This window comes from Enterobacter sp. SCRI0065 (genome assembly GCF_059766475.1).
In genome coordinates this window covers 95,073-116,699 of sequence record NZ_JCBAJB010000008.1, presented here as the reverse complement: position 1 = coordinate 116,699, position 21,627 = coordinate 95,073, and the positions used below count along the sequence as shown (strand labels likewise).

22 protein-coding genes are annotated in these 21,627 nt (G+C 48.1%); 17 read left to right on the top strand and 5 right to left on the bottom strand.

Going from position 1 to position 21,627, the window contains the following annotated elements; all coding sequences use genetic code 11:
• Window positions 1-270 precede the first annotated feature (270 nt).
• The 3 genes from AC6EMZ_RS18905 (at window position 271) to AC6EMZ_RS18895 (ending at window position 4,174) form a co-directional block, all read left to right on the top strand.
• Window positions 271-1,788 (top strand): amino acid permease, encoded by a 1,518-nt coding sequence (locus AC6EMZ_RS18905; protein ID WP_498404303.1) that lies wholly within the window; start codon window positions 271-273, stop codon window positions 1,786-1,788.
• A gap of 14 nt (window positions 1,789-1,802) precedes the next feature.
• Window positions 1,803-3,077 carry an arginine deiminase gene (gene arcA, locus AC6EMZ_RS18900; RefSeq protein ID WP_498404302.1) on the top strand — a complete coding sequence of 425 codons (1,275 nt, stop codon included), beginning with the start codon at window positions 1,803-1,805 and terminating at the stop codon, window positions 3,075-3,077.
• A 158-nt stretch (window positions 3,078-3,235) separates the two neighbouring features.
• Window positions 3,236-4,174: a cation diffusion facilitator family transporter gene (locus tag AC6EMZ_RS18895; RefSeq protein ID WP_498404301.1), complete on the top strand. Its 939-nt coding sequence runs from the start codon at window positions 3,236-3,238 to the stop codon at window positions 4,172-4,174.
• A gap of 6 nt (window positions 4,175-4,180) precedes the next feature.
• On the opposite strand, the gene AC6EMZ_RS18890 is transcribed toward AC6EMZ_RS18895, so the two are convergent.
• Window positions 4,181-5,035, bottom strand: a complete 855-nt coding sequence (locus AC6EMZ_RS18890) for an acyltransferase family protein (protein WP_498404352.1) — start codon at window positions 5,033-5,035, stop codon at window positions 4,181-4,183.
• An 881-nt stretch (window positions 5,036-5,916) separates the two neighbouring features.
• Between AC6EMZ_RS18890 and AC6EMZ_RS18885 the strand changes: the two genes are divergently transcribed.
• The 5 genes from AC6EMZ_RS18885 to AC6EMZ_RS18865 all read left to right on the top strand — a co-directional run bounded on the left by AC6EMZ_RS18885 (window position 5,917) and on the right by AC6EMZ_RS18865 (window position 11,953).
• Entirely contained in the window at window positions 5,917-6,441 is a 525-nt protein-coding gene (locus AC6EMZ_RS18885; RefSeq protein ID WP_498404300.1) for a fimbrial protein, read from the top strand.
• A 156-nt stretch (window positions 6,442-6,597) separates the two neighbouring features.
• Window positions 6,598-7,350 (top strand): fimbria/pilus periplasmic chaperone, encoded by a 753-nt coding sequence (locus tag AC6EMZ_RS18880; RefSeq protein WP_498404299.1) that lies wholly within the window; start codon window positions 6,598-6,600, stop codon window positions 7,348-7,350.
• Complete coding sequence (locus AC6EMZ_RS18875) at window positions 7,334-9,916, top strand: fimbrial outer membrane usher protein (RefSeq protein ID WP_498404298.1); 2,583 nt, start codon at window positions 7,334-7,336, stop codon at window positions 9,914-9,916. The genes AC6EMZ_RS18880 and AC6EMZ_RS18875 overlap by 17 nt, the downstream gene beginning before the upstream one ends.
• Window positions 9,913-11,247 (top strand): fimbrial usher protein StbD, encoded by a 1,335-nt coding sequence (gene stbD / locus AC6EMZ_RS18870; RefSeq protein WP_498404297.1) that lies wholly within the window; start codon window positions 9,913-9,915, stop codon window positions 11,245-11,247. The genes AC6EMZ_RS18875 and stbD overlap by 4 nt, the downstream gene beginning before the upstream one ends.
• Window positions 11,248-11,257: 10 nt before the next feature.
• Entirely contained in the window at window positions 11,258-11,953 is a 696-nt protein-coding gene (locus AC6EMZ_RS18865; protein WP_498404296.1) for a fimbria/pilus periplasmic chaperone, read from the top strand.
• 171 nt (window positions 11,954-12,124) lie between these two features.
• On the opposite strand, the gene AC6EMZ_RS18860 is transcribed toward AC6EMZ_RS18865, so the two are convergent.
• On the bottom strand, window positions 12,125-12,367 hold the full coding sequence (locus tag AC6EMZ_RS18860) for a hypothetical protein (protein ID WP_498404295.1): 243 nt from the start codon (window positions 12,365-12,367) through the stop codon (window positions 12,125-12,127).
• Between the two features lie 432 nt (window positions 12,368-12,799).
• Between AC6EMZ_RS18860 and AC6EMZ_RS18855 the strand changes: the two genes are divergently transcribed.
• Complete coding sequence (locus tag AC6EMZ_RS18855) at window positions 12,800-13,255, top strand: SgcJ/EcaC family oxidoreductase (RefSeq protein WP_498404294.1); 456 nt, start codon at window positions 12,800-12,802, stop codon at window positions 13,253-13,255.
• 156 nt (window positions 13,256-13,411) lie between these two features.
• Window positions 13,412-13,618: a hypothetical protein gene (locus AC6EMZ_RS18850; protein ID WP_498404293.1), complete on the top strand. Its 207-nt coding sequence runs from the start codon at window positions 13,412-13,414 to the stop codon at window positions 13,616-13,618.
• A 32-nt stretch (window positions 13,619-13,650) separates the two neighbouring features.
• On the opposite strand, the gene AC6EMZ_RS18845 is transcribed toward AC6EMZ_RS18850, so the two are convergent.
• A complete protein-coding gene (locus AC6EMZ_RS18845) occupies window positions 13,651-14,655 on the bottom strand; it encodes a class I SAM-dependent methyltransferase (protein ID WP_498404292.1) in 1,005 nt (334 codons plus the stop codon).
• A gap of 178 nt (window positions 14,656-14,833) precedes the next feature.
• Here AC6EMZ_RS18845 and AC6EMZ_RS18840 point away from each other — a divergent pair, with 178 nt between their 5' ends.
• Window positions 14,834-15,862, top strand: a complete 1,029-nt coding sequence (locus tag AC6EMZ_RS18840) for a virulence RhuM family protein (protein WP_498404291.1) — start codon at window positions 14,834-14,836, stop codon at window positions 15,860-15,862.
• A 43-nt stretch (window positions 15,863-15,905) separates the two neighbouring features.
• Here the strand turns inward: AC6EMZ_RS18840 and AC6EMZ_RS18835 are convergent, their stop codons facing one another.
• Window positions 15,906-16,430, bottom strand: a complete 525-nt coding sequence (locus AC6EMZ_RS18835) for a lipocalin family protein (protein WP_498404290.1) — start codon at window positions 16,428-16,430, stop codon at window positions 15,906-15,908.
• A 117-nt stretch (window positions 16,431-16,547) separates the two neighbouring features.
• Between AC6EMZ_RS18835 and AC6EMZ_RS18830 the strand changes: the two genes are divergently transcribed.
• The 6 genes from AC6EMZ_RS18830 (at window position 16,548) to AC6EMZ_RS18805 (ending at window position 20,773) form a co-directional block, all read left to right on the top strand.
• Window positions 16,548-17,276, top strand: coding sequence for a MerR family transcriptional regulator (locus AC6EMZ_RS18830; protein WP_498404289.1), 729 nt, complete (start codon window positions 16,548-16,550; stop codon window positions 17,274-17,276).
• A 96-nt stretch (window positions 17,277-17,372) separates the two neighbouring features.
• Window positions 17,373-17,783 (top strand): hydroxyisourate hydrolase, encoded by a 411-nt coding sequence (gene uraH, locus AC6EMZ_RS18825; protein ID WP_498404288.1) that lies wholly within the window; start codon window positions 17,373-17,375, stop codon window positions 17,781-17,783.
• A gap of 161 nt (window positions 17,784-17,944) precedes the next feature.
• On the top strand, window positions 17,945-18,904 hold the full coding sequence (locus AC6EMZ_RS18820) for a YbgA family protein (protein ID WP_498404287.1): 960 nt from the start codon (window positions 17,945-17,947) through the stop codon (window positions 18,902-18,904).
• A gap of 146 nt (window positions 18,905-19,050) precedes the next feature.
• The gene (locus AC6EMZ_RS18815) at window positions 19,051-20,142 is read left to right on the top strand and encodes an AAA family ATPase (RefSeq protein WP_498404286.1); all 1,092 of its coding nucleotides are present in this window, start codon (window positions 19,051-19,053) and stop codon (window positions 20,140-20,142) included.
• Between the two features lie 103 nt (window positions 20,143-20,245).
• Window positions 20,246-20,494, top strand: coding sequence for a CopG family ribbon-helix-helix protein (locus tag AC6EMZ_RS18810; protein WP_498404285.1), 249 nt, complete (start codon window positions 20,246-20,248; stop codon window positions 20,492-20,494).
• A 3-nt stretch (window positions 20,495-20,497) separates the two neighbouring features.
• Window positions 20,498-20,773: a type II toxin-antitoxin system RelE/ParE family toxin gene (locus AC6EMZ_RS18805; protein WP_498404284.1), complete on the top strand. Its 276-nt coding sequence runs from the start codon at window positions 20,498-20,500 to the stop codon at window positions 20,771-20,773.
• 18 nt (window positions 20,774-20,791) lie between these two features.
• On the opposite strand, the gene nlpA is transcribed toward AC6EMZ_RS18805, so the two are convergent.
• The gene (gene nlpA / locus AC6EMZ_RS18800; RefSeq protein ID WP_498404283.1) at window positions 20,792-21,592 is read right to left on the bottom strand and encodes a lipoprotein NlpA; all 801 of its coding nucleotides are present in this window, start codon (window positions 21,590-21,592) and stop codon (window positions 20,792-20,794) included.
• Between the last annotated feature and the right edge of the window lie 35 nt (window positions 21,593-21,627).

Sequence of the window (21,627 nt, the reverse complement as noted above, 5' to 3'; positions counted from 1 at the left end):
TTCTGGCTTATGGCATTCCCTTTCTATGTTTTCGTCAAAATGGGAAATAGATGTGACCAAAGATAAGAAGGATTATATTTATTTAAAATAACATTATCGATAATAAACAATTATTTAGTTGATGTGTAGGCCAAGCTACTGACCACCAGATATAGCGAAAATTAGTGATTTCTTTGCTAAAAAACAAATGCAGAGACTAAGCTTTTAGTGAACTCCAACGGGGCATTTTTTTTGAAAATTTACACTTAAGTAATACTTAAAAGGAATGACATGGAAAACTCTACTGTAAATAAGCTATCACAATGGTCGCTGGCGGCACTGGTCGTCGGATCCATGGTCGGTGCAGGGATTTTTTCTTTACCAGCTACATTCGGCAGGGCTACTGGCGTATTAGGTGCAATTATTGCATGGTGCATTGCTGGTGGTGGCATGTTAATGCTTGCTTTTGTATTTCAGACGCTTGCTGAACGTAAACCCGATCTTGATTCGGGGGTGTTCATCTATGCAAAGGCGGGCTTTGGTCATTATCTCGGCTTCGCCTCGGCCCTCGGCTTTTGGGCCGGGACATGTATTGGCAACGTCTCTTATTTCGTCTTAATAAAGTCTACTCTGGGCGCTTTTTTCCCTGCATTCGGTGACGGTAATACGCTATTCGCTGTGCTGTTCGCTTCAGCATTGCTGTGGGGATTTCACTTCCTTGTGCTACGAGGCGTAAAAGGTGCCGCCTCGATTAACACTATTGTAACGGTTGCGAAAATAGTCCCCATTATTCTTTTTATCGTCATTTTAATATTTGCCTTTAATAATGAAACCTTTATGCAAAACTTCTGGGGAACACCTCAGGCGCTACCTACAGCCTCTGCGATTGATTTAAACCACCTCGATGAGTTTGGCTATGTCGGTCACGCGGCAACTCATCTGCCACCTGCAGAATCACCGGAGTCATTATTCAACCAGGTGCGCAGCACGATGCTGGTAACAGTATTTGTTTTTCTGGGTATCGAAGGCGCAAGTATTTATTCACGCTATGCAAAAAAACGCAGCCATGTTGGGGTTGCAACTGTCCTTGGGTTTATCGGCGTGCTCTGTCTTCTGGTGATGATCACTATGCTCTCGTACGGCGTGTTATTACGTCCGGATTTAGCCGCATTGCGCCAGCCTTCAATGGCGGGGGTGCTTGAGGCGGTGGTTGGACGATGGGGATCAATATTTATCAGCGTGGGGCTGCTTGTTTCCGTGCTTGGGGCTTATCTCTCCTGGTCACTGCTGGGTGCAGAAGTGCTGTACAGTGCTGCAAAAAGCCAGAGCATGCCGGCCCTGTTTGCCCGGGAAAATGCGAATGCGGTTCCTTACTCCGCAGTATGGCTGACCAATATTACGATTCAGGTCTTCCTTCTGCTCACGTTGCTGAGCGACTATGCGTTCCAGCTTTCACTGGAGCTGACCAGCTCTCTGACGTTAATACCTTATCTGCTCGTCGCTGCATACGGATTAAAGCTCGCCTGGACAAGAGAGAGTTATGAACGCGGGGATTCTAACCGGAAGAAAGATTTAATCATTGCCGCCCTCGCGACGTTTTATTCTTTGTTGATGATCTATGCCGGGGGTATGAAATATTTACTTTTATCGGCCATTATCTACGGCCCGGGCACAATTTTATATTTGCTGGCAAAACGTGAACAAAAGGCGAAAGCATTTACATCTATTGAACTGACTATTTTTGTCGTTGTCATGATTGCAGCGCTGGTTGCGATTTACAGTTTAGCAACCGGTGCAATTACCATCTAACAGAGGAATCAGATATGCCAGATACTATTAATAAAGGCCATGCGCTGGGCGTGCATTCTGAAGTGGGGAAATTGCACAAAGTGATGGTGTGCGCGCCCGGAAAAGCGCATAACCGTCTGACGCCAAGTAATTGCGACGAACTCTTGTTTGATGATGTGCTGTGGGTTGAAAGGGCCAAGCGGGATCATTTTGATTTCATGACTAAAATGCGTGAGAAAGGCGTTGAAGTCGTGGAAATGCATAATCTTCTGGCGGAAACGTTGACACAGCCTGAGGCCAGAAAATGGATTCTGGACCAGCAGATAGTACCTAATGAAGTGTCTCTGGGAATATTGACTGAAACGAGGAGTTTCCTCGACAGCTTAGAGCCGAGGGTGCTGGCTGAAGTGCTTATTGGCGGCCTCTCAACCACTGAGCTGGCTCAACAGGGGTATGCTGACCACGAAGAACTTAAATTAATTCGCGAGGCGGTAGGGATCACCGAGTATCTTTTGCCCCCGCTGCCCAATACGCTCTACACGCGGGACACGACGTGCTGGATTTACGGAGGGGTGACGCTCAACCCGCTGTACTGGCCCGCGCGCCATGAAGAAACCTTGCTCACCACTGCAATCTATCGATTCCATCCTGACTTTGGCAAAGACAAGGTGAAAGTCTGGTGGGGTGACCCGACGGTCCACCACGGTACGGCCACGCTGGAAGGAGGGGATGTGATGCCAATAGGCAATAAAACAGTGCTTATTGGTATGAGCGAGAGGACATCACATCAGGCCATCACGCAGCTGGCCAGTAACCTATTTGCCGATCCAGACTCAGGCGTTGAGAGAGTGATGATTGCCGCCATGCCGAAATTACGCGCGGCAATGCACCTTGATACCGTATTTACCTTCTGCGATCGCGATGTCGTGACATTGTATCCAGCCATCGTCAGTCAAATAAAAACGTTTTCCCTGCGTCCTGACAGCGGGCCTACCGGAATGAAGCTGAGCCGTGACAGCGATAACTTTGTTGAAGCCGTGGCGGGGGCACTGAATCTTAAAAAACTGCGTGTGGTGGAAACAGAAGGTAATGACTATGACACCGAGCGCCAGCAGTGGGATAGCGGAAATAATATGGTCGCACTGTCTCCGGGAGTGGTGATGGCCTATGACCGCAACACCAAAACCAATACGCAGCTGCGTAAAGAGGGTGTTGAAGTGATAGAGATAGTCGGCAGCGAGTTAGGCCGTGGCAGGGGTGGCGGGCACTGTATGACCTGTCCCATTATTCGCGACCCTGTCGATTATTAATGTCGATAAGCGGGAGGCCTTAGCGCCTCCCGCTTATTATTTCCTGGATGTTGATAATTATGTATTCCCAATATAAATAAAAACGGATCATTAACTGGCCTGTAGAAAATGCAACAGGCCAGTTACTAAAGTTGACGGGGATTTAATAGGAAGTAATTATGAATGGTATTTACAAATCAGAACAACAACAGACCCAAAGCACAACACTCGAGCAAAGAGTACTGAAAAACTCAATTTGTTTTACCTTCATTGTTGCAGGGGCAGGTGTTATTTTTGGCTTACTCTGTGGTTCCATGTCAATTGTTTTCGACGGCATGTTTTCGGCGGTGGATGCTGGAATGTGTTCACTGTCGCTTTTAGTTTCCCGGCTTATTGCTCAGCCACTTAGCCGTCGTTTTCAATATGGTTTTTTACACGTGGAACCATTAGTACTGGCGTTTAATGGAAGTATGCTAACCTTATTATGTGTTTATGCATTTATTAATGCTGTTAATGGAATCCTCAAAGGGGGGCGAGAACTTGAATTAGGATGGGCGCTGGCATATGCTATTTCTGTCAGTTCAATTTGTTTTATCATTTACTTTAAGCAACGCAGAATTAATAAAAAACTAAAGTCAGGATTAATATCTCTTGATACCAAAAGCTGGCTAATGTCAGCATGCATCAGTTTGGCACTTTTAGTCGCTTTCTTTTTTTATTGGCTTCTTGAGGGAACAAGATATGAATATCTTAATGCATATACAGATCCTGCTGCTTTAGCAATACTAACATTAATACTTATTCCTGTACCAGTTAAAACAGTTATCTCAGCAGGAAGGGAAATTTTACAAATTACGCCCACAAGCCTGGCTTGTAGGATGGAATCTATAATGGCACAGTTGACCATGGAATACGGTTTCCTGGAACATTCAAACTACGCCACTCGCATTGGGCGAGGTCTTTTTATTGAAATTCATATAGTTATACCTGAGAGCATGGAGCATTATGGCGTTAGGAAATTTGATAATATTCGTGAAAGAATTGCTGTTGCTATTGGTGAAGAAGGGCCACATCGGTGGTTAACCATTTCCTTCACACGAAATCCAAAGTGGCTCTAGTAATGGTCAAAATGAAATAAGTTTTTCCGTGAGGCGATTTAATAATAAAAGCCTACATAAGAGTACGAAAAATATAAAAACAATTATTGAGAATGTTATTTTAAAAATCGCGTCATTAAAATTATAAAATGCATTTACAATGAAGAAGACGCTGTTGTGAACAATGTATATGCCTACCATTGCCGGGCTGATAAATTCGACTAACCTAATAACCAGCCGATTCTTAATTTTGATATTATCAAATACAATAAATAATGCTAAACACAAACACAACAAATGTAAGTGCTCCAACAGAAACCAACCAACGAATCTCACATGAATGTTAATCGATAAATAACGATCAAAAAAGTACAATGAAACCGCGATTGGTATCAGAAATAATTTTGCCGAGATGACTATATTTCTTTTTTTAGTGAACCTCCGACCTTTCGGCTCTCCAAGAATATGTCCAATTACATAGTAGCAAGCCCAAATCCATATTGAATAATAGCTTGAAATATAAATTGGATCGTTATTTCTATCGATGTCACCAAAAACATAAAAGGCATTCAAGCTAAAGATGAGCACAGCAGAAACTAATACTGCAACTTTCCACTTCTTGATGCAGGATAGAATTAATGGATATGAAATGTAAATAATTACCATTCCCAGCAATATACCGTTCTGGAGTATATAGCTCATGTTAACATATGGTGTATTAATGACAGATAAGACCAAATTCCAAAAAATTATAATGAAAATTATTGAACGTATTTTCGAATATAACTCTTTTTTTGATATTTTCTCAACTTCATCTATATAGCCCATTAATAAAAAGAAAAGTGGTTTAGCGATTGTCGAGGTAAAATAGAGGATGCTCATCACGTCATTGCTGATGAAACATTCATATGTACAAAAGTGACTTAGGGAAAAAAAAGTTACAGCAGCAAAACAGCTCAAGCTTTTCAAGGCATTTTGATTGATGCTTTCAAACATTTAGCTACCACCTGTAAATAAAAAGCATATTTTACTTTTAAAGTAATAGTGTAATAGTTGTTAATCTTCAAATTACAGTGATGATCCCAGGTTAAGCCAAAGGGCTTTAGCGTAGCAACCTACTCATTCTTCTTTAAGAAGACGTCCCGGTATTGGTTGCCCATCATACCTTTAGCCTTACTCCGGAACCGCAGGATACTCGCATCGATTGGTGACATAAGATTTCGTTTTCTTCTGACGGCATCGGATAGTGCCAGATGCCCACCACACTGTATGTCTGATTCTGATAACCCTCGTCCTGTTCGGTAGGTAATTCGATCGTATCCGGTACTGGACTCACTGCTGTCCGCTTCGCTAACTGTTTAATTATCTGACGTAGCGACTTTTTTATTGTAAATATCGACGTGGAATGCACCCTGTAGAAATTATATATTTTATTTTCTGCAGCTGCATGGCTCTTAGCTGCGAATTTTTATTTTATCATTGAAGGGTCTTATTAATTGTTCCTAAAATGTTAGTGCTTTGTTTGTAATATAGTCATTTACATTAATTCTTTAATTTATACAATATATATGTAGTTCTGTATAAAACAACTGTTAAGATTTTTCTTAACGAGTAATCTAAGGGAATAAATAATTATCTATTTGAATACTCACAATGACGTGGCACGTGATTTGGTTCGTATATCATCACAGTATCTACTCGTGAGCAACTGACTGTTCATTCAGTATTTATTTCTTAATTCCGACAGAGAAGGTAATTAAATCATGTTGAAACGATACACTTTAGCTTGTGCCGCTTTGATACTGCCTGGTTTAGCCTTTGCATCAGGTAATACTATAACTTTTCAGGGTGAAGTGGCAGCCCAAACATGTTCGATCTCAGTAAATGGTAATGATGCCTCACCGGTAGTGTTATTGCCGACTGTGGGTACCGCTCAGCTTAATGAAGCTGGAAAAGTGGCTGGCGCGACGACCTTTGAAGTGGGCGTCACTGGTTGTACCGCAAGCGAAGACGGTATGAGCTTTTCTACCGTCTTTGTCGGTAATCAGGTAACAGAGTCCGGTAATTTAGGCAATACGGGCACTGCCCAGAATGTTGAATTACAAATCCTCGATACCACTAATACTGAAATTGATTTTACTAATGGTTTTACCGGAAACAGAGATTTGGTTCTGACCTCGGGACAGACCAGCGCAAGTTCAACCTATACTGCACAGTATTTTGCGACAGGCGTTGCCGCACCTGGCAGCGTAATGACAACGATGCAGTATGCTATTTCTTACCTCTAAATTCCAGAGGGCCTGATTAAAGGCCCTATTTTGTGAACTATCAATATCCCTGGTACAAGACCTAATAAAGAGTTAATCATCGGCAGTTTCTACAACACTGACTTATAATCATCATATCCAGAAAATCTTTTTCTCTTGTCAGAACAGGGTATGAGTATGATTGCATTTAAGTCATTGTATTTTATGCGCTTGATTCCCCTCACTCTTCTTGCCTTAATGCCGAGTATTTCCAGCTGGGCTAATGTGACGATGACCGGAACACGCATTATTTACCGTAGTGATGTGCGTTCCGTTGATGTCAATCTGGCAAACAATGCAAATATTCCTTTTGTCGTACAGACATGGTTTGACGCCGGAAATATCAATGATGGCCCGGAAAGTAAAACAAACGTCCCCTTCATGGCAACTCCTGCCTCATTTCGTATCCAGGCCCGGGCCGGGCAGGTTGTGCGTGTATCTCACACGTCCTCGCGTCGTTTACCGGAAGACCGTGAATCCGTTTTCTATTTTAATTTCCAGCAGATCCCACCATCAAATGCTGGCGGTGCTGCCACTGATGGCAGAAATAAAATGTTGGTGGTGTTACGTAACAGGGTGAAATTATTTTATCGCCCTTCACGGCTAGGTAACCTGCCTGCAAATGTTATTTCAACCATAAAAGCCTCTCCTGCGAGAGAAGGCAACCGCATCGGTGTGACACTTACCAATACTTTACCTTTCTACCTCAATGTAAGCCGCATACAGCTAAACGGAACCAGTGGCTCACCGCAGGCCGCTGCCGATATGGTTAATCCATTTGGTAGTCGCACATTTTGGTTTACTCGCGCGACGAGTTCGGGAAATAACACGATTTCGTTGACCGTTATTAACGATCAGGGAGCAGGCATCAGTGGTGACATACCGTTATAAACGGTCCGTTTGCCCTCTAAAAAAGGTCGCATTCTTATTAATACTGGGTACCGGAAGTTATGTTCCGCTTGTACAGGCAGAGGACTACTACTTTGACCCGGAATTATTAAAAGGAGCATCATATGGGCAGGATTTAGCCAGGTTCAATCAGACAGAACCCGCGGTCGAGCCGGGAAAACATATACTGGATGTCTTCGTTAACGGTCAGCTCATTGCAACTGGCGAAACCGTCATGTTCAATGCGGATGATAGCGGCGAGATTTCACCTTGCCTGTCCCCCGAGCTAATGCAAAAAACGGCTATTCGCGTTCAGTCGCAAAAAGTACGTAAATATCCTGAATGTTTACTGCTTTCGGAAACCGGACAAACCGTCTCTGAAGCGCTGGATATGACGACCCTGCGTCTCGATCTGCGTGTACCACAACAGGCTTTATTGCATATACCGCGTGGATATATTCCCGTCTCGGAATGGGACGGCGGCGTACCGGTGATGTATTTGCGTCATAACACCAACTTTACACGGACTGACGATACCCGAAATGACTACAGTTACAACTACCTGTGGAGTGCCGTAAACGCAGGGACAAACGTAGGACTTTGGCAGATTCGTCATCAGGGTAACTTGCGGTATTATGACAGCGATTTAGCCGGTAGCGAATATAAATATAATTCAGTACGTACCTGGGTAGAGCGTCCTCTTCCCGCGATCGATAGCGTGATGGCAATCGGAGAAAGTTACACAAGCAACAGCCTGTTTGGCAGCTTATCGTTTAACGGGATTAAATTAGCTACCGATACCAGAATGTGGCCTCAGAGCCGACGGGGCTTTGCTCCAGAAGTCCGCGGGGTTGCGGCAACCTCGGCTCATGTTGTAATACGTCAGCTCGGGCAAATTATCTATGAGACAGACGTGCCGCCCGGTGCGTTCGTGATCCGTGATTTATACAACACTCGCGACCAGGGCGATCTTCAAGTGACAGTCCTTGAAGCGACGGGTCGCGTGTCGACCTTTACTGTCCCTTATACCTCTGTACCTGACTCCATACGCCCTGGTAACTGGCAGTATGAGTTTGCAGCCGGGAAAGTCAGGGATTTCTCCTCTGTTGATAACCAGTTTGTTGAAGGCGTTATACAACGCGGGATAAGTAATACGCTTACTCTGAACAGCGGTGTCCGTGTCGCTGATGATTACTTTGCGGGCCTAATCGGAACGGTTATCAGCACCAGAGTGGGAGCGTTCGGGTTAAATACCACCTGGTCTCGCGCTGAAATCGTCGGTCAAAGCGAGACAGGGTGGCGTAGTGAGTTAAGTTACAGCCGGAACTTTGATACGGGAACCAGCATTGTCCTGGCGGCCTGGCGTTACTCCACTGCCGGCTTTCGAGACCTGCAGGATGTACTCGGGCAACGTCATCAGTATCAGAACGGTGTGGAGTATTGGTCCGACAATTTAAATCAGAAGAATCGCTTTTCTGCTTCGGTTAATCAGTCGATGGATAGCTGGGGAATGCTTAACTTCACTGCCAGTACCAGCGATTACTATGATAATTCATCGCGGGTAACGCAACTGCAGCTGGGATACAGCAATAGCTGGCGAAGTATCGGTTATAACCTCAATGTTGCGCGTCAGCGTACTGTCATGGACAGGGGACGTTTTTTCAATAGTGTTAATGATGCAGACTTTGATACGACGGGAGACGAGCGTTTTACTGAGACGCTCTTCTCGATGGGAGTCTCTATCCCGTTTGATTTTGGTAAGACAAAAGCCATCGCGTCTCTGGACATGACCCGCACCGGTGATTCCCGTTCCGGCATACTCAATGTCGCGGGGGCGACCGGTGACGACAATCCGCTCAGTTGGTCGGCGTATACGGGGCTGGATAATTATCAACACAGTCATAGTGCGATGACGGCTGGGGGCAGTGTTCAGCAAAATACGTCACTGGGTTCAGTACGCGCCTCTGCCAGCACCGGAGAAGGTTACCGACAATATGGTGTTGGCACTTCCGGTACATTGCTTCTGCATCAGGGGGGGATTACGGCAGGTCCGTATACCAGCGATACATTTGCTCTCATCAATGCGCCAGGTGCGAAGGGGGCTAAGATCCGCAATGGACAGGGTGCGCAAATCAATCGTTTTGGTTACGCGGTTCTCCCGTCTTTGACACCCTATCAGTACAACACCATAACGCTGGACTCGAGCCAAATGGATGACGACACCGAGCTACTGGGAGGCAGCGAAAAAGTCGTCCCATACGCTGGGGCGGTGGCGAAAGTTACGTTCACCACGCTGCGAGGGCAGGCAGTCTTAATCACCACCCAACTGCCGGAGGGAAATTATCCCCCAATGGGGGCCGATGTAGTTGATGTTACGGGTAATAGTAAGGGTATGGTGGGCCAGGGAGGGCAGGTTTATGCACGCATTGCCGAGCAGAGCGGCATTCTGACAATTAAATGGGGAGAATCTATGAATGAGCAGTGTGAGGTGCATTACACCTTACCTTCACGTTCCGGGGAGCGCTTTATACATTTAAATCAGCCCTGTCTGCCTCGGGGGGAAAGATGAGCGTACGTATTTTACAGGTTTCAGGATTGTTAGCGTTATTGATAGTGTGCCATACGTCCTGGGCAGCATGTAGTCGGGTCACGAGTAACAGTACGCTTTCTCAGGCTGCGATAAATGCCGGATATACAGCGACCAGCTGGACCGGAGCCTGTGATACCTGTAACGGCAGGAATATTGGTATCCCAGGTATCATCAGTTTGAGCAGCGGAACATTTCAGCCTTCAGGCACGTTGCTTGCCAGTTCATCCATTAGCTTTTTGAGCCAGGGTGCAACAACGGCTTATACTTCAAATCAGATCTTGTTTCGCTGTGCTGTTGCCGATGCGGATAGCTTATATGAAATGTATGCCACGAACGGAGACAATACCTGGACAGGGATGTATGCCGCGAGTGAAGTAGAGGGGGCTTACTATAGTTATGTGCGTAACGTTGCCGTTCGGCTCACTAATTTGAAAACAGGGGCTTACTTTTCACGTTACTGGCAGGGACGGAAGCTTTCAGAAGAAGACTGGTTCTCCGATGGAACCTATATTTATATTCCAGCCAGTGCGTTTAGCGATGTAATGATGGAAATTTTCCGCATCGACAGCACAACCTATTTCAGTAACTCCTCCAATCGATACACCTATATGTATTCGCAACCCCATGGCTACTCCGTTTTTAAAGGCCCGGGACTGAGCGCAAACATCACGGAAGGTGCTGACTCTGCTTCGAATTATGATGGCTGGTACAATGCATGGCCCGGGGCCTGGAGCCTTTATAGCACTGGCGTAACGTTTGTCCGCGGTGCGACCTGTCGGGTTAATGATTTCCCGAACGTGGTGGCCTTGCCCACCATTACGGCAACGCAATTGAGTCAGGGGGGGATCAGTCAGGCTGGATTTAACGTCACCATTGAATGTGAAACTGGCGCGTTGTCCAGTACCAACCAATCGACAACCAGCGCGGCGAACGTCTCAATGGGATTTTTAGTTAATCAGCCCGGAGCTGTAACCGCGGCCACGTCGTTAGGGTTAGTTACTTCAGGTGGAGGCTTAACCTGGCTACTGGATAATCATTATGGTGCAGGAGCTGGGGAGGCCTCCGGAGTGGGAATACGTATCTATACCGACAGAGGTAGCGCATTGAATTTGCTGCCAGATCTCACTTCTTACGGCACTGGTAATACAAGAGGGTGGTATGCGTTCAGAGATTTAACGACCCTTGTGTCGAGTGGTAATACGGACGTCTATACGGGAAGTTTTAACGCATCGCTTGAAGCAATAAGCCAGCAGTCAGTCACGCCAGGCACAGTGAATGCGCAATTGCAGATTATGGTCAGCTTTCAATAGAGGGATGGAGATGAAATTTGTACCCGCCTTGTTGATTATTTTTGCGTTACTGCCCGTTGCACGGGCGGTGGTTAACGTTGAAGGAACCCGGGTAATCATCCATCAGGGAGAACTCTCAGCATCACTCACGCTCTCGAATTCAGAGAAACAGCCCACGATGGTACAAATATGGAGTGATGATGGCGATCCTCTTACGCCGCCTGAAAAAACGTCCACGCCGCTTATTGCTGTTCCTCCAGTGTTTAGTATGAAACCAGGTGAAGTTCGTGTGGTACAACTTATGCTGACGTCTACAGAGGCTTTATCGAAAAATAGAGAGTCACTATTCTGGTTGAATATTTACCAAATCCCCCCTAATACCGCTGCTGTATCAGGGGCCAGGCAGGTAGTGTTGCCATTGCGTCTGAGGATGAAAGTCTTTATTCGCCCGGAAGGGGTAGATGACCCGGTAGAACAAGACGGTAATAAACTTCGCTTTAGTTTACAGTCAGCGCAAAATGGGCAACGGATGGTGGTCACAAATCCCACACCGTGGCATATGACGTTGACAAATATGAGCTTTATGGGTTCTCGCCTCGGCGGAGTAATGGTGGCACCGGTGTCGAGTGTTAGCATTCCTGTAGAACCTGGAAAGGGGACTCGACCGTTGGAGTACGAACTTATTAACGATCTTGGCACCCGCTGGGTGTACAAAGTGAGAGAGTAAATAATTCGCACTTAATGATACAGTCCACTGTGCTGAAGATAGCTGATGAGTGCATACGCTCCCCCGTTCTCGTGTCGTTCACGATATGTGTCATAATAAACACTGCGCGCAAAGCGCGCAGCACTGATAAACAAAGACCAGCGTAAATGGGTCTCAATTGGGTATCACTGTTTACTCCGGAAGCCCAAGGCCCTTTACTCCCATTTGCTTAATGACCCGCAAATTTTGCTCGTGCAAACGGGTATCACTCTGGTCTTTTTCCTGCCGTCTGTCGGCTTTCTCAACCAGGTAGCAGGTATCTTTACTTATACCTGTTGCCTCACAGTTTTTTAATCGTTCTTCTTCTGTTGTCATCATTGAACATCCTGATATTAAAAAAATAATACCAGCTGAACAAAGTGATAAAATTTTCATTTTTATCCTTATACCAAACGAGTTTGTCTATTGAAAAAAGACCAAGTGTAGAATCAGATATCGTATACCCTACGGGTATTATTTACTTTGTCAATGTACAGTCAATGTCGTCATGCTGGATCGTTTACTAATTATTAATGTTTATAATGAATTTTCTAAGCGTTCTGCGGAAAATGAAATATAGCCCAGTCGCTTCAGTAGGGCATTACCTTTAATGAGAAATTTTTTATTCGCTAAATGCAGTTAACTATCTGTGATATAGAGCATTTTGAGAAGGCATGGAACAGCAGTTGGGGGTGTACATTAATGCGTTAAATTCAACTATTATCATTAAGTGTAAAATAAAGTAACTATAACCATGAGTTATTGTTTTCAGTCTATATGCTTGCTACTTTCTCATTTCAGGAGTTATATTTTTAATTAAGGAAATACATGAAAAAGATGATCGGTATTATTAGTTCGTTACTGTTGATTTCTGGAACTGTAGGGGCAGCTACCCCTACAGCGACTTGTGTGAAGACAGACAATGCTGCAATAGAGGCGCTATTTGATCGCTGGAATGCTTCGCTAAAGACCGGTGATCCGCAGAAAGTGGCTGAAACTTACCTTTCCGATGCCGTATTATTACCAACGGTCTCAAACCAGGTACGCCTGACAGACGCAGAACGTGTAGATTACTTCAAACATTTCCTGGAAAAGAAACCCGTAGGCCACATTGACAGTCGTACTATTCGTATTGGTTGCAATAAAGCCATCGATACCGGAACTTACACATTTACTTTTGCAGATAATTCAAAAGTTTCTGCCCGCTATACTTTCACTTACGCCTGGACCGGTGACGAGTGGAAAATTTCATCGCATCATTCTTCCGCTATGCCTGAGTCCTAATGTTGAACGGGTGGTGGCTGAGGCTACCACCATGAGAATGCCCCCACCTCACGCTATACCCTGCATAACCTCTGATCCTACCCGCGAATAGTAGACTCGGGACGAAGAGCTGACCATCCTCCAAAAGGCCGCGACATACTTCGCGAAGCGCCTGAAATGAAGTATGTCTTTATCGAAAATCATCGAATACCCTTTGTCGGATTGATGAATTATTTTAGCTTTGGCGATCCCACACTTTATGCAGACTCCTACTCAGATAATCTCGACCACGCCTGGCTGTATCTTTATCTGTTTATTAACGTTGCTACGAGCGCGGTCACCGTAGCGATAATCGAGCGGCTGGCTAAAACGGATATTGAATAAATGTAATAACGCTCTCTTACGCAGGGGAGAATTTACCCCGCCACCCGCACCTCCATCACCGCATACACCCCGTCCTTCGGCACCACCACCGTGACGCTCTCTACCGGTATACCCGCCGCAATATGAATATCCTGCAACTGCTGTAGCGTACGGGGGAAGATGGCGTCCCAGCCAATGCAGCGCATCAGAAAATCAATCTGTGGGCTGGTCGTAAGCATGTTTGAGATAATCACTGCCCCACCGGGTTTGACCAGACGCAGGGCGCGTTGTAGGAAGGTAACCGCATCGGCATCGTTGAAGTATTCAAATATCCCCAGCGCATCCACCAGTTCGGCCTGATGTTCACCCAGCTCCAGCAACAGATCGTCATTGCGAATAAAATGACGCACCAGGTGGCGCTTGAGCAACGTAATTTGTTCGCCCACGTTCAGCCCCTGCTGGGCGGCCATGGTTTCAGCCCAACGCAGGGCAACCGGGTCGTCGTCCACCAGCGTGAGATGAACATTCTGCCCGTCCAGCTTCGCAGTGCGCAGCGCTTCCAGCACCGGGATCGCCGCCCCGCTCGCCAGGCTTATCCAGTCGCTTTCGATATCGTTACGAATGTACTTATCCACCAGCGCCGCCAACACCTGCGCGCGGGAGCGCACCCCGATGGCATCGTTGGCGTGGATAAACCACTGGCGGCTTTCGCTGTCCATTTTGGTACCTTCCGGCAGGCGATCTTCCAGCGGATTTTGCACCACAAATAGCGCCAGTGCGCTGGGTACCAACCGAGCGCGCCAGGCTGCCAGCGCCGGACGGGTCCGGAACGCCTGCTCGGAATGGACGTGCTGGGGTATCAGAACAGGAAGTCCGTTGTCGCCGTTTTCAAGCAATGGAGGGATAAGCAGAGGATCGGTTTTTACGGCCAGATTGAGCGCATTGATCTCTCTTGTGGCATCGTCTTTCATCGGCCATCGATCGCTGATATCGGGAAACGACGCGCTGTAAATCGTCATATCGCGGGGCGCATCGCCGCGAAAAGGTTGCCAGTTCATCTCGATATCTCCCGTTCGGCCATAAACGGAAGTCTATTCACGCGCAGCGACATTGCCCTACGAAAAAAGCACGAAATAAATTAGCGTAATGAGTCCACTCGATTAGCTGTTCGTGTAATGAACTCATTCCAGCCTTTCTGGCATAATGTGGCGATGATATCAATTATGCGGAGCTCCCATGCAAAACGGAAACTTAACCCAATCCCCTGCTGGTGAGTTTGTGATCTTTTCCAGCGGCAATGGCAAGCTGCGCATTGAATGTCGATTTGAGCAAGAAACGTTATGGCTTTCGCAAGCATCAATGGCTGAACTTTATCAAGTTACGCCTCAAGCGATTACTCAGCATATCAAAGCAATTTATAACGACATGGAGCTTGAGCAAAATTCAACCTGTAAGGCTTACTTACAAGTTCGACAAGAAGGTAACCGTCAGGTTAGCCGGAGTACCCTTCATTACAGCCTCCCAGTGATACTTGCTGTCGGCTATCGCGTCCGTTCCCCTCAGGGCACGCATTTCCGCCAGTGGGCGACACAAACTCTTCAGGAATTCCTGGTAAAAGGGTTTGTTATGGATGATGAAAGGTTGAAGAATCCACCCGTTGGGTCCTCCATCGTACCTGATTACTTTGACGAAATGCTGGAGCGAATCCGTGATATTCGCGCCAGCGAGCGTCGAGTTTATCTACGGGTAAGAGAGATTTTTGCCTTAGCCGCTGATTATCAACCGTCTCTCAAAGAGACCACGTTATTTTTTAAAACCATTCAAAACAAACTCCATTTTGCCTGTACAGGAAAAACTGCCGCTGAGTTGATCCATTACCGCTCCGATGCCAACCAACCTCATATGGGCCTAACCAGTTTTAAAGGTGATGAGGTGCGTAAATGCGACATCTCAGTAGCCAAGAATTATTTAAACCAGGAAGAGGTAAACGAACTTAATCGCATTGTGAATATGTGGCTAGATTTTGCGGAAGATCAGGCAAAACGCCGCAAGCAAGTTTTTCTGTATGACTGGCAGGAAAAACTCGATCAGTTTTTAGCATTCAATGACCGCGATGTTCTGAAGGGTGCCGGAACAATAAGTAAGAAAATGGCAAACGATAAGGCAGACGCTGAATACTCACGTTTTTCAGAATACCAGCGCCGTTTGAAGGAAGCAGAGGGAGAGAAAGACATTACCGAACTTCTAAAATGGAAAGTGGAATAATCATTGCTCCCCCGATTTGTAGGGGCTCTCGCCCCTCGCCTTTTTACTGCTTCACCCACACCAGCTGTTCCACCTGGAACCCCAGACCACGTGCGATGTTAAGGTAATCCTGCTTGACCGCATCCGGAATGGTCGGCGTACGCGAGAGGATCCACAGGTAGTCTCGGTTCGGGCCGCTGACCAGCGCGTATTTGTAGTCATCGTCCAGGGCAATGACGTTATAACCGCCGTAGAACGGGCCAAAGAACGATACCTTCAGGGCAGCATTGGTTGGCTCGCCGGTGAAGTAGGCTTTCCCTTCGCTCTCGTTCCATTTATTTTTGACCGGATCGTAGCCGCGGTTCAGCACACTGATGCCGTCGTCGCTGCGTTTGCCGTAGGTGGCTGTCACCTGTTCCAGCCCGCGCTCGAAGCGGTTCTCCAGACGAGCAACCTCATACCATTTCCCCAGATAGCGCCCGGCATCAAACCCCGAAATAGGCTGCACGCCTTTCGGTGGCGTAGGGGATTTACAGGCGACCAGCGTCAGTGCAATTGCAACGCCGGTTAAAACGGGCCATAGCTTCATAAGAACTCCTTTCCTGTTTACGATGGATAATAAGTGTAGTGCACTCCGCCGGGGGTTCATTCAGCGAAGGAATATCCGTAGTATATTAAGACTTATCTTTTTCACCGGGCGTCATTCATGTCTTATTCCATCGGCGAGTTTGCCAGACTATGCGGCATCAACGCGACCACCCTGCGGGCGTGGCAGAGCCGCTATGGCCTGCTCAAACCGCTGCGCACTGACGGTGGACACCGCCTGTACAGCGACGACGACGTGCAGCAGGCGTTGAGAATTCTCGACTGGGTGAAAAAAGGCGTACCCATCGGCCAGGTCAAGCCGCTGCTGGAACGTCCCGGCTCGCGACGCACCAACAACTGGGTCACGCTGCAAGAAACGATGCTCCAGCGCCTGAAAGAGGGAAAAATAGAATCCCTGCGCCAGCTTATTTACGATTCGGGTCGCGAATATCCGCGTCCGGAACTCGTGACGGAAGTATTACGCCCACTACGCAGCCATCTGTCGGCGAATATTCCGGCGATGATGACCCTGCGCGAAGTGCTCGACGGCATTATTATTGCCTACACCTCGTTTTGCCTGGAGGGCGATCGTAAAGCACCAGGCGATAATTATATTCTCGCGGGCTGGCAGTTAACCGACCCTTGCGAAATCTGGCTCGAAGCGCTAAAGCGCACCGGGCAAGGCCACCGTATCGATCTGCTTCCGGCCTCGCCTGCGGCGCTGGCACCGGAGATTTTCCCCGAGCGAAAATGGCTGCTGGTGACCGGCGCGAAATTAACCCTGGCGCGCAAAAAACAGATTGAGAAATGGCGCGAACAGGTTAATTACCTCGACGTCATTATCCTATAAAAATAACCGATCCATCAGTTATCACGAAAAGTTGAATATTATTTCGCCCGCAGAGTGCTAAATTTTCCCTGTTATTTCATCTGACAGGACTTCAACGTGAATAAATTATCCAGCCTTATCGTTCTTGCTTCCCTCACCGCGATCCCGGCGGTGTTTGCCGCCCCAGCCGGTACCCTGAGCGTGCACATTCTTAACCAGCAAACCGGGCTGCCGTCACCCGATGTCACCGTGACGCTGGAAAAGCAGCAGCAGAATAGCTGGACGACGCTGGCGAGCGCCAAAACCGATCCAGACGGGCGCATTAAGTCGCTGTATCCGCAGGAGCAAGACATGCAGCCTGGCGTTTACAAGGTGACGTTCAAAACCAGCGACTACTTCCGCAGCCAGAAGCTGGACTCCTTCTTCCCGGAAATCCCAGTGCAGTTCACTGTCACTCGCACTAACGAAAAGCTGCACATTCCTTTGTTACTGAGCCAGTACGGCTACTCTACTTATAAGGGAAGTTGAAAAAACGTAGCGTTTATCACCCCCAGGAACGCCACAAACTAATTGATTATTAAGATAAATATAAATAACCCTCAACAAAACTTACACAAATAAATACGTTTGTGTAAGTTTTGGCTATACTGTTTTTATCGCCACAAAACAGCCAGCCAGAGGTGCTCATCATGAACAACAAACCCGTACTCGGTATCAGTGGGTGCCTGACCGGATTGGCCGTGCGCTTTGACGGCGGTCATAAGCGGATGGACTTTGTGATGGATGCCCTGGCAAAGCGCGTTACGTTCAAACCCGTTTGCCCGGAAATGGCGATAGGCTTGCCTGTTCCCCGTCCCGCGTTGCGCCTGGTCAAAGCACCTGACGGCGACACACTCATGCGTTTTACTCATGCGCCTCATGACGACGTCACTGAAAAAATGACCGATTTTGCCGAGCAGTATTTGCCAGGCGTGGCGAATCTGGACGGCTTTATCGTCTGCGCTAAATCCCCAAGCTGCGGCATGGAGCGCGTACGCCAGTATGATGAAAACGGCAACTCGGGCAGCAAAGAAGGGATTGGCATTTTTACCGCCGCGATACTGGAAGAGTATCCGTGGCTGCCGGTCGAAGAAAATGGACGCCTGTACGATCCGGTGCTGCGTGAAAACTTTATCGCACGCATTTTTGCCCTGCATGAACTGAACGCACTGCGGGCCAACGGCCTGACACGCGGCGCGCTGCTGGCGTTTCACAGCCGCTACAAATTACAGCTGCTGGCGCATCATCAGGCAGGATACCGTGAGATAGGGCCGTTCGTTGCCTCGCTGCACGAGTGGAAAGATCTGGACGCCTTCTTCGAGGTCTATCGCGAAAAGCTGATGGCGATCCTGAAGCAGCCCGCCTCGCGTAAAAATCACACCAACGTGCTGATGCACATTCAGGGCTATTTCCGCGAGAAGCTCAACGCGCGTCAGCGCTCGGAACTGCGCGAGGTCATCCTTAACTATCGCGCAGGCGTATTGCCAATACTCGCCCCGCTCACCCTGCTGAAGCACTATCTGGCGGAGCATCCGGATAAATATTTGCAGACGCAAAACTATTTCGATCCGTATCCTGACGAGCTGGGTCTGCGCCTGGCCATTATCTAAGTTTCAATAACGCGAAGACCCCTAGCCCGAGAGGTCCTTACAAGCACGACTCTTAAGACGACATCCTCACTGTCGTCTTTTTTTTCACCCTCGCCCAAAAATACTGTTAATATATACAGCATATTTTCGCCAGATCAGGTGCGCCGATGATCAAAACTCTGCACATTGAAAACTACCGTTCGATTCGCCAGATGTCGCTAGAGCTGGAACAGCTCAATATCGTTTTCGGGCCGAACGGCACCGGGAAATCAAATATCTACAAGGCGATACACCTGATGCACAGCGCGGCGCAGGGGCTGTTTTCTCAGGCGCTGGCGAACGAAGGCGGCATTTTGAAGGTGTTCTGGGCGGGTAAAACGCGCAGCGTTCGGCTGCGTCGCGTGAACCTGGCGGTAGAAATGGAAACCTATGAATATGAGCTTCAGGTCGGTTTTGTCGAGAAGCTCCCCTATCCCTCTCAGTTCCAGCTGGATCCAGTGATAAAAGAGGAGACGATTTGGCTCAGCGGCCAGCATCGCCGACCCTCTTCACGCCTGATGCAGCGCAAAAACCAGACGGTATTTCTCAATAATATTCATCACGAAAAAGTGACCCACAGCGGCACGCTGTACGAGAACGAATCGGTTTTTGGACAGCTCGGCGAGCCACATCTTTATCCGGAAGTCTCCCAGATGCGCGAATCGCTGCGCAACTGGCGCTTTTACCACGAGTTTTCCGTCTCGTCCGGATCGGCGATGCGCGCGCCGCAGGTGGGCTTTCGCTCGCCGATACTCGCCAGCGACGGTGCAAACCTGGCGGCGGCGTTCCAGACCATTGTCGAGATTGGCGACGAGCTGCTGCTGATGCGCATCCTCGATCAGGCCTTCCCCGGCTGCGTGTTTTACAGCGACAACGCCGACGGGCGCTTTCGGATGATGATGCAACGTGAGGGGTTAAGCAGGCCCCTGGAACCGGCAGAGTTCTCCGACGGCACCCTGCGTTTTCTGTGTCTGGCGGTGGCGCTACTCAGCCCGCGTCCGCCTGCCTTTATCGCCCTTAACGAACCGGAAAACAGCCTGCATCCGCAAATGCTACCTGCTCTGGCCAGCCTCATTGCCGAGGCCAGCCGCTACTCGCAGATTTGGCTCACCAGCCACTCGCCGGAGCTGGCGAATCTGATTGAAAAACACAGATCGTTTTCGCTGTATCAGTTGTCGATGGTGGAAGGGGAAACGCGGATGGAGAAATTGGGCCAATGACAGCAAGTACATCTTTATTCTCTCATCTGAGGATGATGAAGAAAGCAGCTAATTTATGCTACATTAATAAAAGTTATTAACTTTTATTAATTAGAGGTCAGCTATGCATTCTTCTGCAAAACAGACCATCAGCGCCCAGATCCCTGTTGAACTGGCTTTAGCGGTGGAAAAACTGGCTATCGAACTGGATCGTTCAAAAAGCTGGGTTATCAAAGAGGCGTTGATGTTTATGCTCGCTGAACGAGATCGACGTCATGGCGACATACTTGCAGGGCTGGCTGATGTTGATGCGGGACGCGTGGTTCGCCACTCAGAAATTTTGGATTTTGCGGCACGTCTGAAAAAAGAGTAACGAATGGACATCTTCTGGACACGGAAAGCTCAGGACGATCTTGAACGGATATACCGTTTCGCGCAGCAATATAGCCGCCAGCACGCTAACGACGTGATGGACAGACTTATCGCTGGAACAACAAGCCTGGGCGCTTATCCCGGCATGGGGATGGTCCAGGCGCGTTATGAACCTCGCGAAGTCAGGAAAATGCTCTTCGATGAATATGAGGTACATTACGAAATTCGGGACACCACGATTTATATCGTCGATCTCTGGCATACCCGAGAAGACCGCTAATGCCCCGATATCGTTTCATCACCAGCCAGGCACCGCCCCGCCGTTAAAAATTTTCTCCGCCGCTTTCGCCACCTCTGGTGACTGGTACGACTGAATAAATTCCTTCACGTTTTCCGCGTCTTTGTTATCTTCGCGCGTCACCACGATATTCACGTACGGCGAGTTTTTGTCTTCAATAAACACGCTATCGTGCACGGGCGACAGCCCGGTCTGCTGCAGGTAGGTGGTGCTGATAATCGCCACATCGACCTGCGGATCGTCGAGCACACGCGGCAGTTGTGCCCCTTCCAGCTCCATAATTTTCAGGTTTTTAGGGTTTGCGGTAATATCCAGCGCCGTCGGCAGCAGGCCGGTGTCCGGTTTCAGGGTAATCAGCTTTTCGTTTTGTAGCAGGAGCAGCGCGCGGCCAAGGTTGGTCGGATCGTTGGGAATGGCGATCGTGGCACCGTCTTTCAGATCGGCAACCGTTTTGACCTTGCGAGAATAACCCGCCATCGGGAAGACGAAGGTATTGGCGACCGCCACCAGCTTATAGCCGTGGGCTTTGTTATCTTCCGCGAGGAACGGACGATGCTGGAACACGTTAGCATCCAGTTCGCCCTGATTGGTGGCATCGTTCGGCAGCAGTGAGCCGCTAAACCCCACCAGCTCGACCTCCAGACCGTACTTCTCTTTTGCGACCTTTTTCGCGACCTCCGCTACGTCCTGCTCTGCGCCGTTAATCACGCCCACTTTGATATGTTTGGCATCGCTACCGCCCTGGTCACAACCCGCCAGCAGCAGGCCCACGAGAAATAATGCACCGAATCGTAATGTCACCCGTCAGTTCCTTTTGATAAACGTTTTCATGACTA

What these genes read in the sequence shown, in the direction of transcription:
- AC6EMZ_RS18890 (WP_498404352.1), bottom strand. Translation starts at nt 5,035, where the DNA reads ATGAGCATCCTCTATTTTACCTCGACAATCGCTAAACCACTTTTCTTT.
- arcA (WP_498404302.1), top strand. Translation starts at nt 1,803, where the DNA reads ATGCCAGATACTATTAATAAAGGCCATGCGCTGGGCGTGCATTCTGAA.
- AC6EMZ_RS18885 (WP_498404300.1), top strand. Translation starts at nt 5,917, where the DNA reads ATGTTGAAACGATACACTTTAGCTTGTGCCGCTTTGATACTGCCTGGT.
- AC6EMZ_RS18810 (WP_498404285.1), top strand. Translation starts at nt 20,246, where the DNA reads ATGCATTCTTCTGCAAAACAGACCATCAGCGCCCAGATCCCTGTTGAA.
- AC6EMZ_RS18850 (WP_498404293.1), top strand. Translation starts at nt 13,412, where the DNA reads ATGAAGTATGTCTTTATCGAAAATCATCGAATACCCTTTGTCGGATTG.
- AC6EMZ_RS18805 (WP_498404284.1), top strand. Translation starts at nt 20,498, where the DNA reads ATGGACATCTTCTGGACACGGAAAGCTCAGGACGATCTTGAACGGATA.
- AC6EMZ_RS18905 (WP_498404303.1), top strand. Translation starts at nt 271, where the DNA reads ATGGAAAACTCTACTGTAAATAAGCTATCACAATGGTCGCTGGCGGCA.
- AC6EMZ_RS18895 (WP_498404301.1), top strand. Translation starts at nt 3,236, where the DNA reads ATGAATGGTATTTACAAATCAGAACAACAACAGACCCAAAGCACAACA.
- AC6EMZ_RS18835 (WP_498404290.1), bottom strand. Translation starts at nt 16,430, where the DNA reads ATGAAGCTATGGCCCGTTTTAACCGGCGTTGCAATTGCACTGACGCTG.
- AC6EMZ_RS18880 (WP_498404299.1), top strand. Translation starts at nt 6,598, where the DNA reads ATGATTGCATTTAAGTCATTGTATTTTATGCGCTTGATTCCCCTCACT.
- AC6EMZ_RS18815 (WP_498404286.1), top strand. Translation starts at nt 19,051, where the DNA reads ATGATCAAAACTCTGCACATTGAAAACTACCGTTCGATTCGCCAGATG.
- AC6EMZ_RS18840 (WP_498404291.1), top strand. Translation starts at nt 14,834, where the DNA reads ATGCAAAACGGAAACTTAACCCAATCCCCTGCTGGTGAGTTTGTGATC.
- AC6EMZ_RS18845 (WP_498404292.1), bottom strand. Translation starts at nt 14,655, where the DNA reads ATGAACTGGCAACCTTTTCGCGGCGATGCGCCCCGCGATATGACGATT.
- AC6EMZ_RS18865 (WP_498404296.1), top strand. Translation starts at nt 11,258, where the DNA reads ATGAAATTTGTACCCGCCTTGTTGATTATTTTTGCGTTACTGCCCGTT.
- AC6EMZ_RS18860 (WP_498404295.1), bottom strand. Translation starts at nt 12,367, where the DNA reads ATGAAAATTTTATCACTTTGTTCAGCTGGTATTATTTTTTTAATATCA.
- AC6EMZ_RS18830 (WP_498404289.1), top strand. Translation starts at nt 16,548, where the DNA reads ATGTCTTATTCCATCGGCGAGTTTGCCAGACTATGCGGCATCAACGCG.
- stbD (WP_498404297.1), top strand. Translation starts at nt 9,913, where the DNA reads ATGAGCGTACGTATTTTACAGGTTTCAGGATTGTTAGCGTTATTGATA.
- AC6EMZ_RS18855 (WP_498404294.1), top strand. Translation starts at nt 12,800, where the DNA reads ATGAAAAAGATGATCGGTATTATTAGTTCGTTACTGTTGATTTCTGGA.
- AC6EMZ_RS18820 (WP_498404287.1), top strand. Translation starts at nt 17,945, where the DNA reads ATGAACAACAAACCCGTACTCGGTATCAGTGGGTGCCTGACCGGATTG.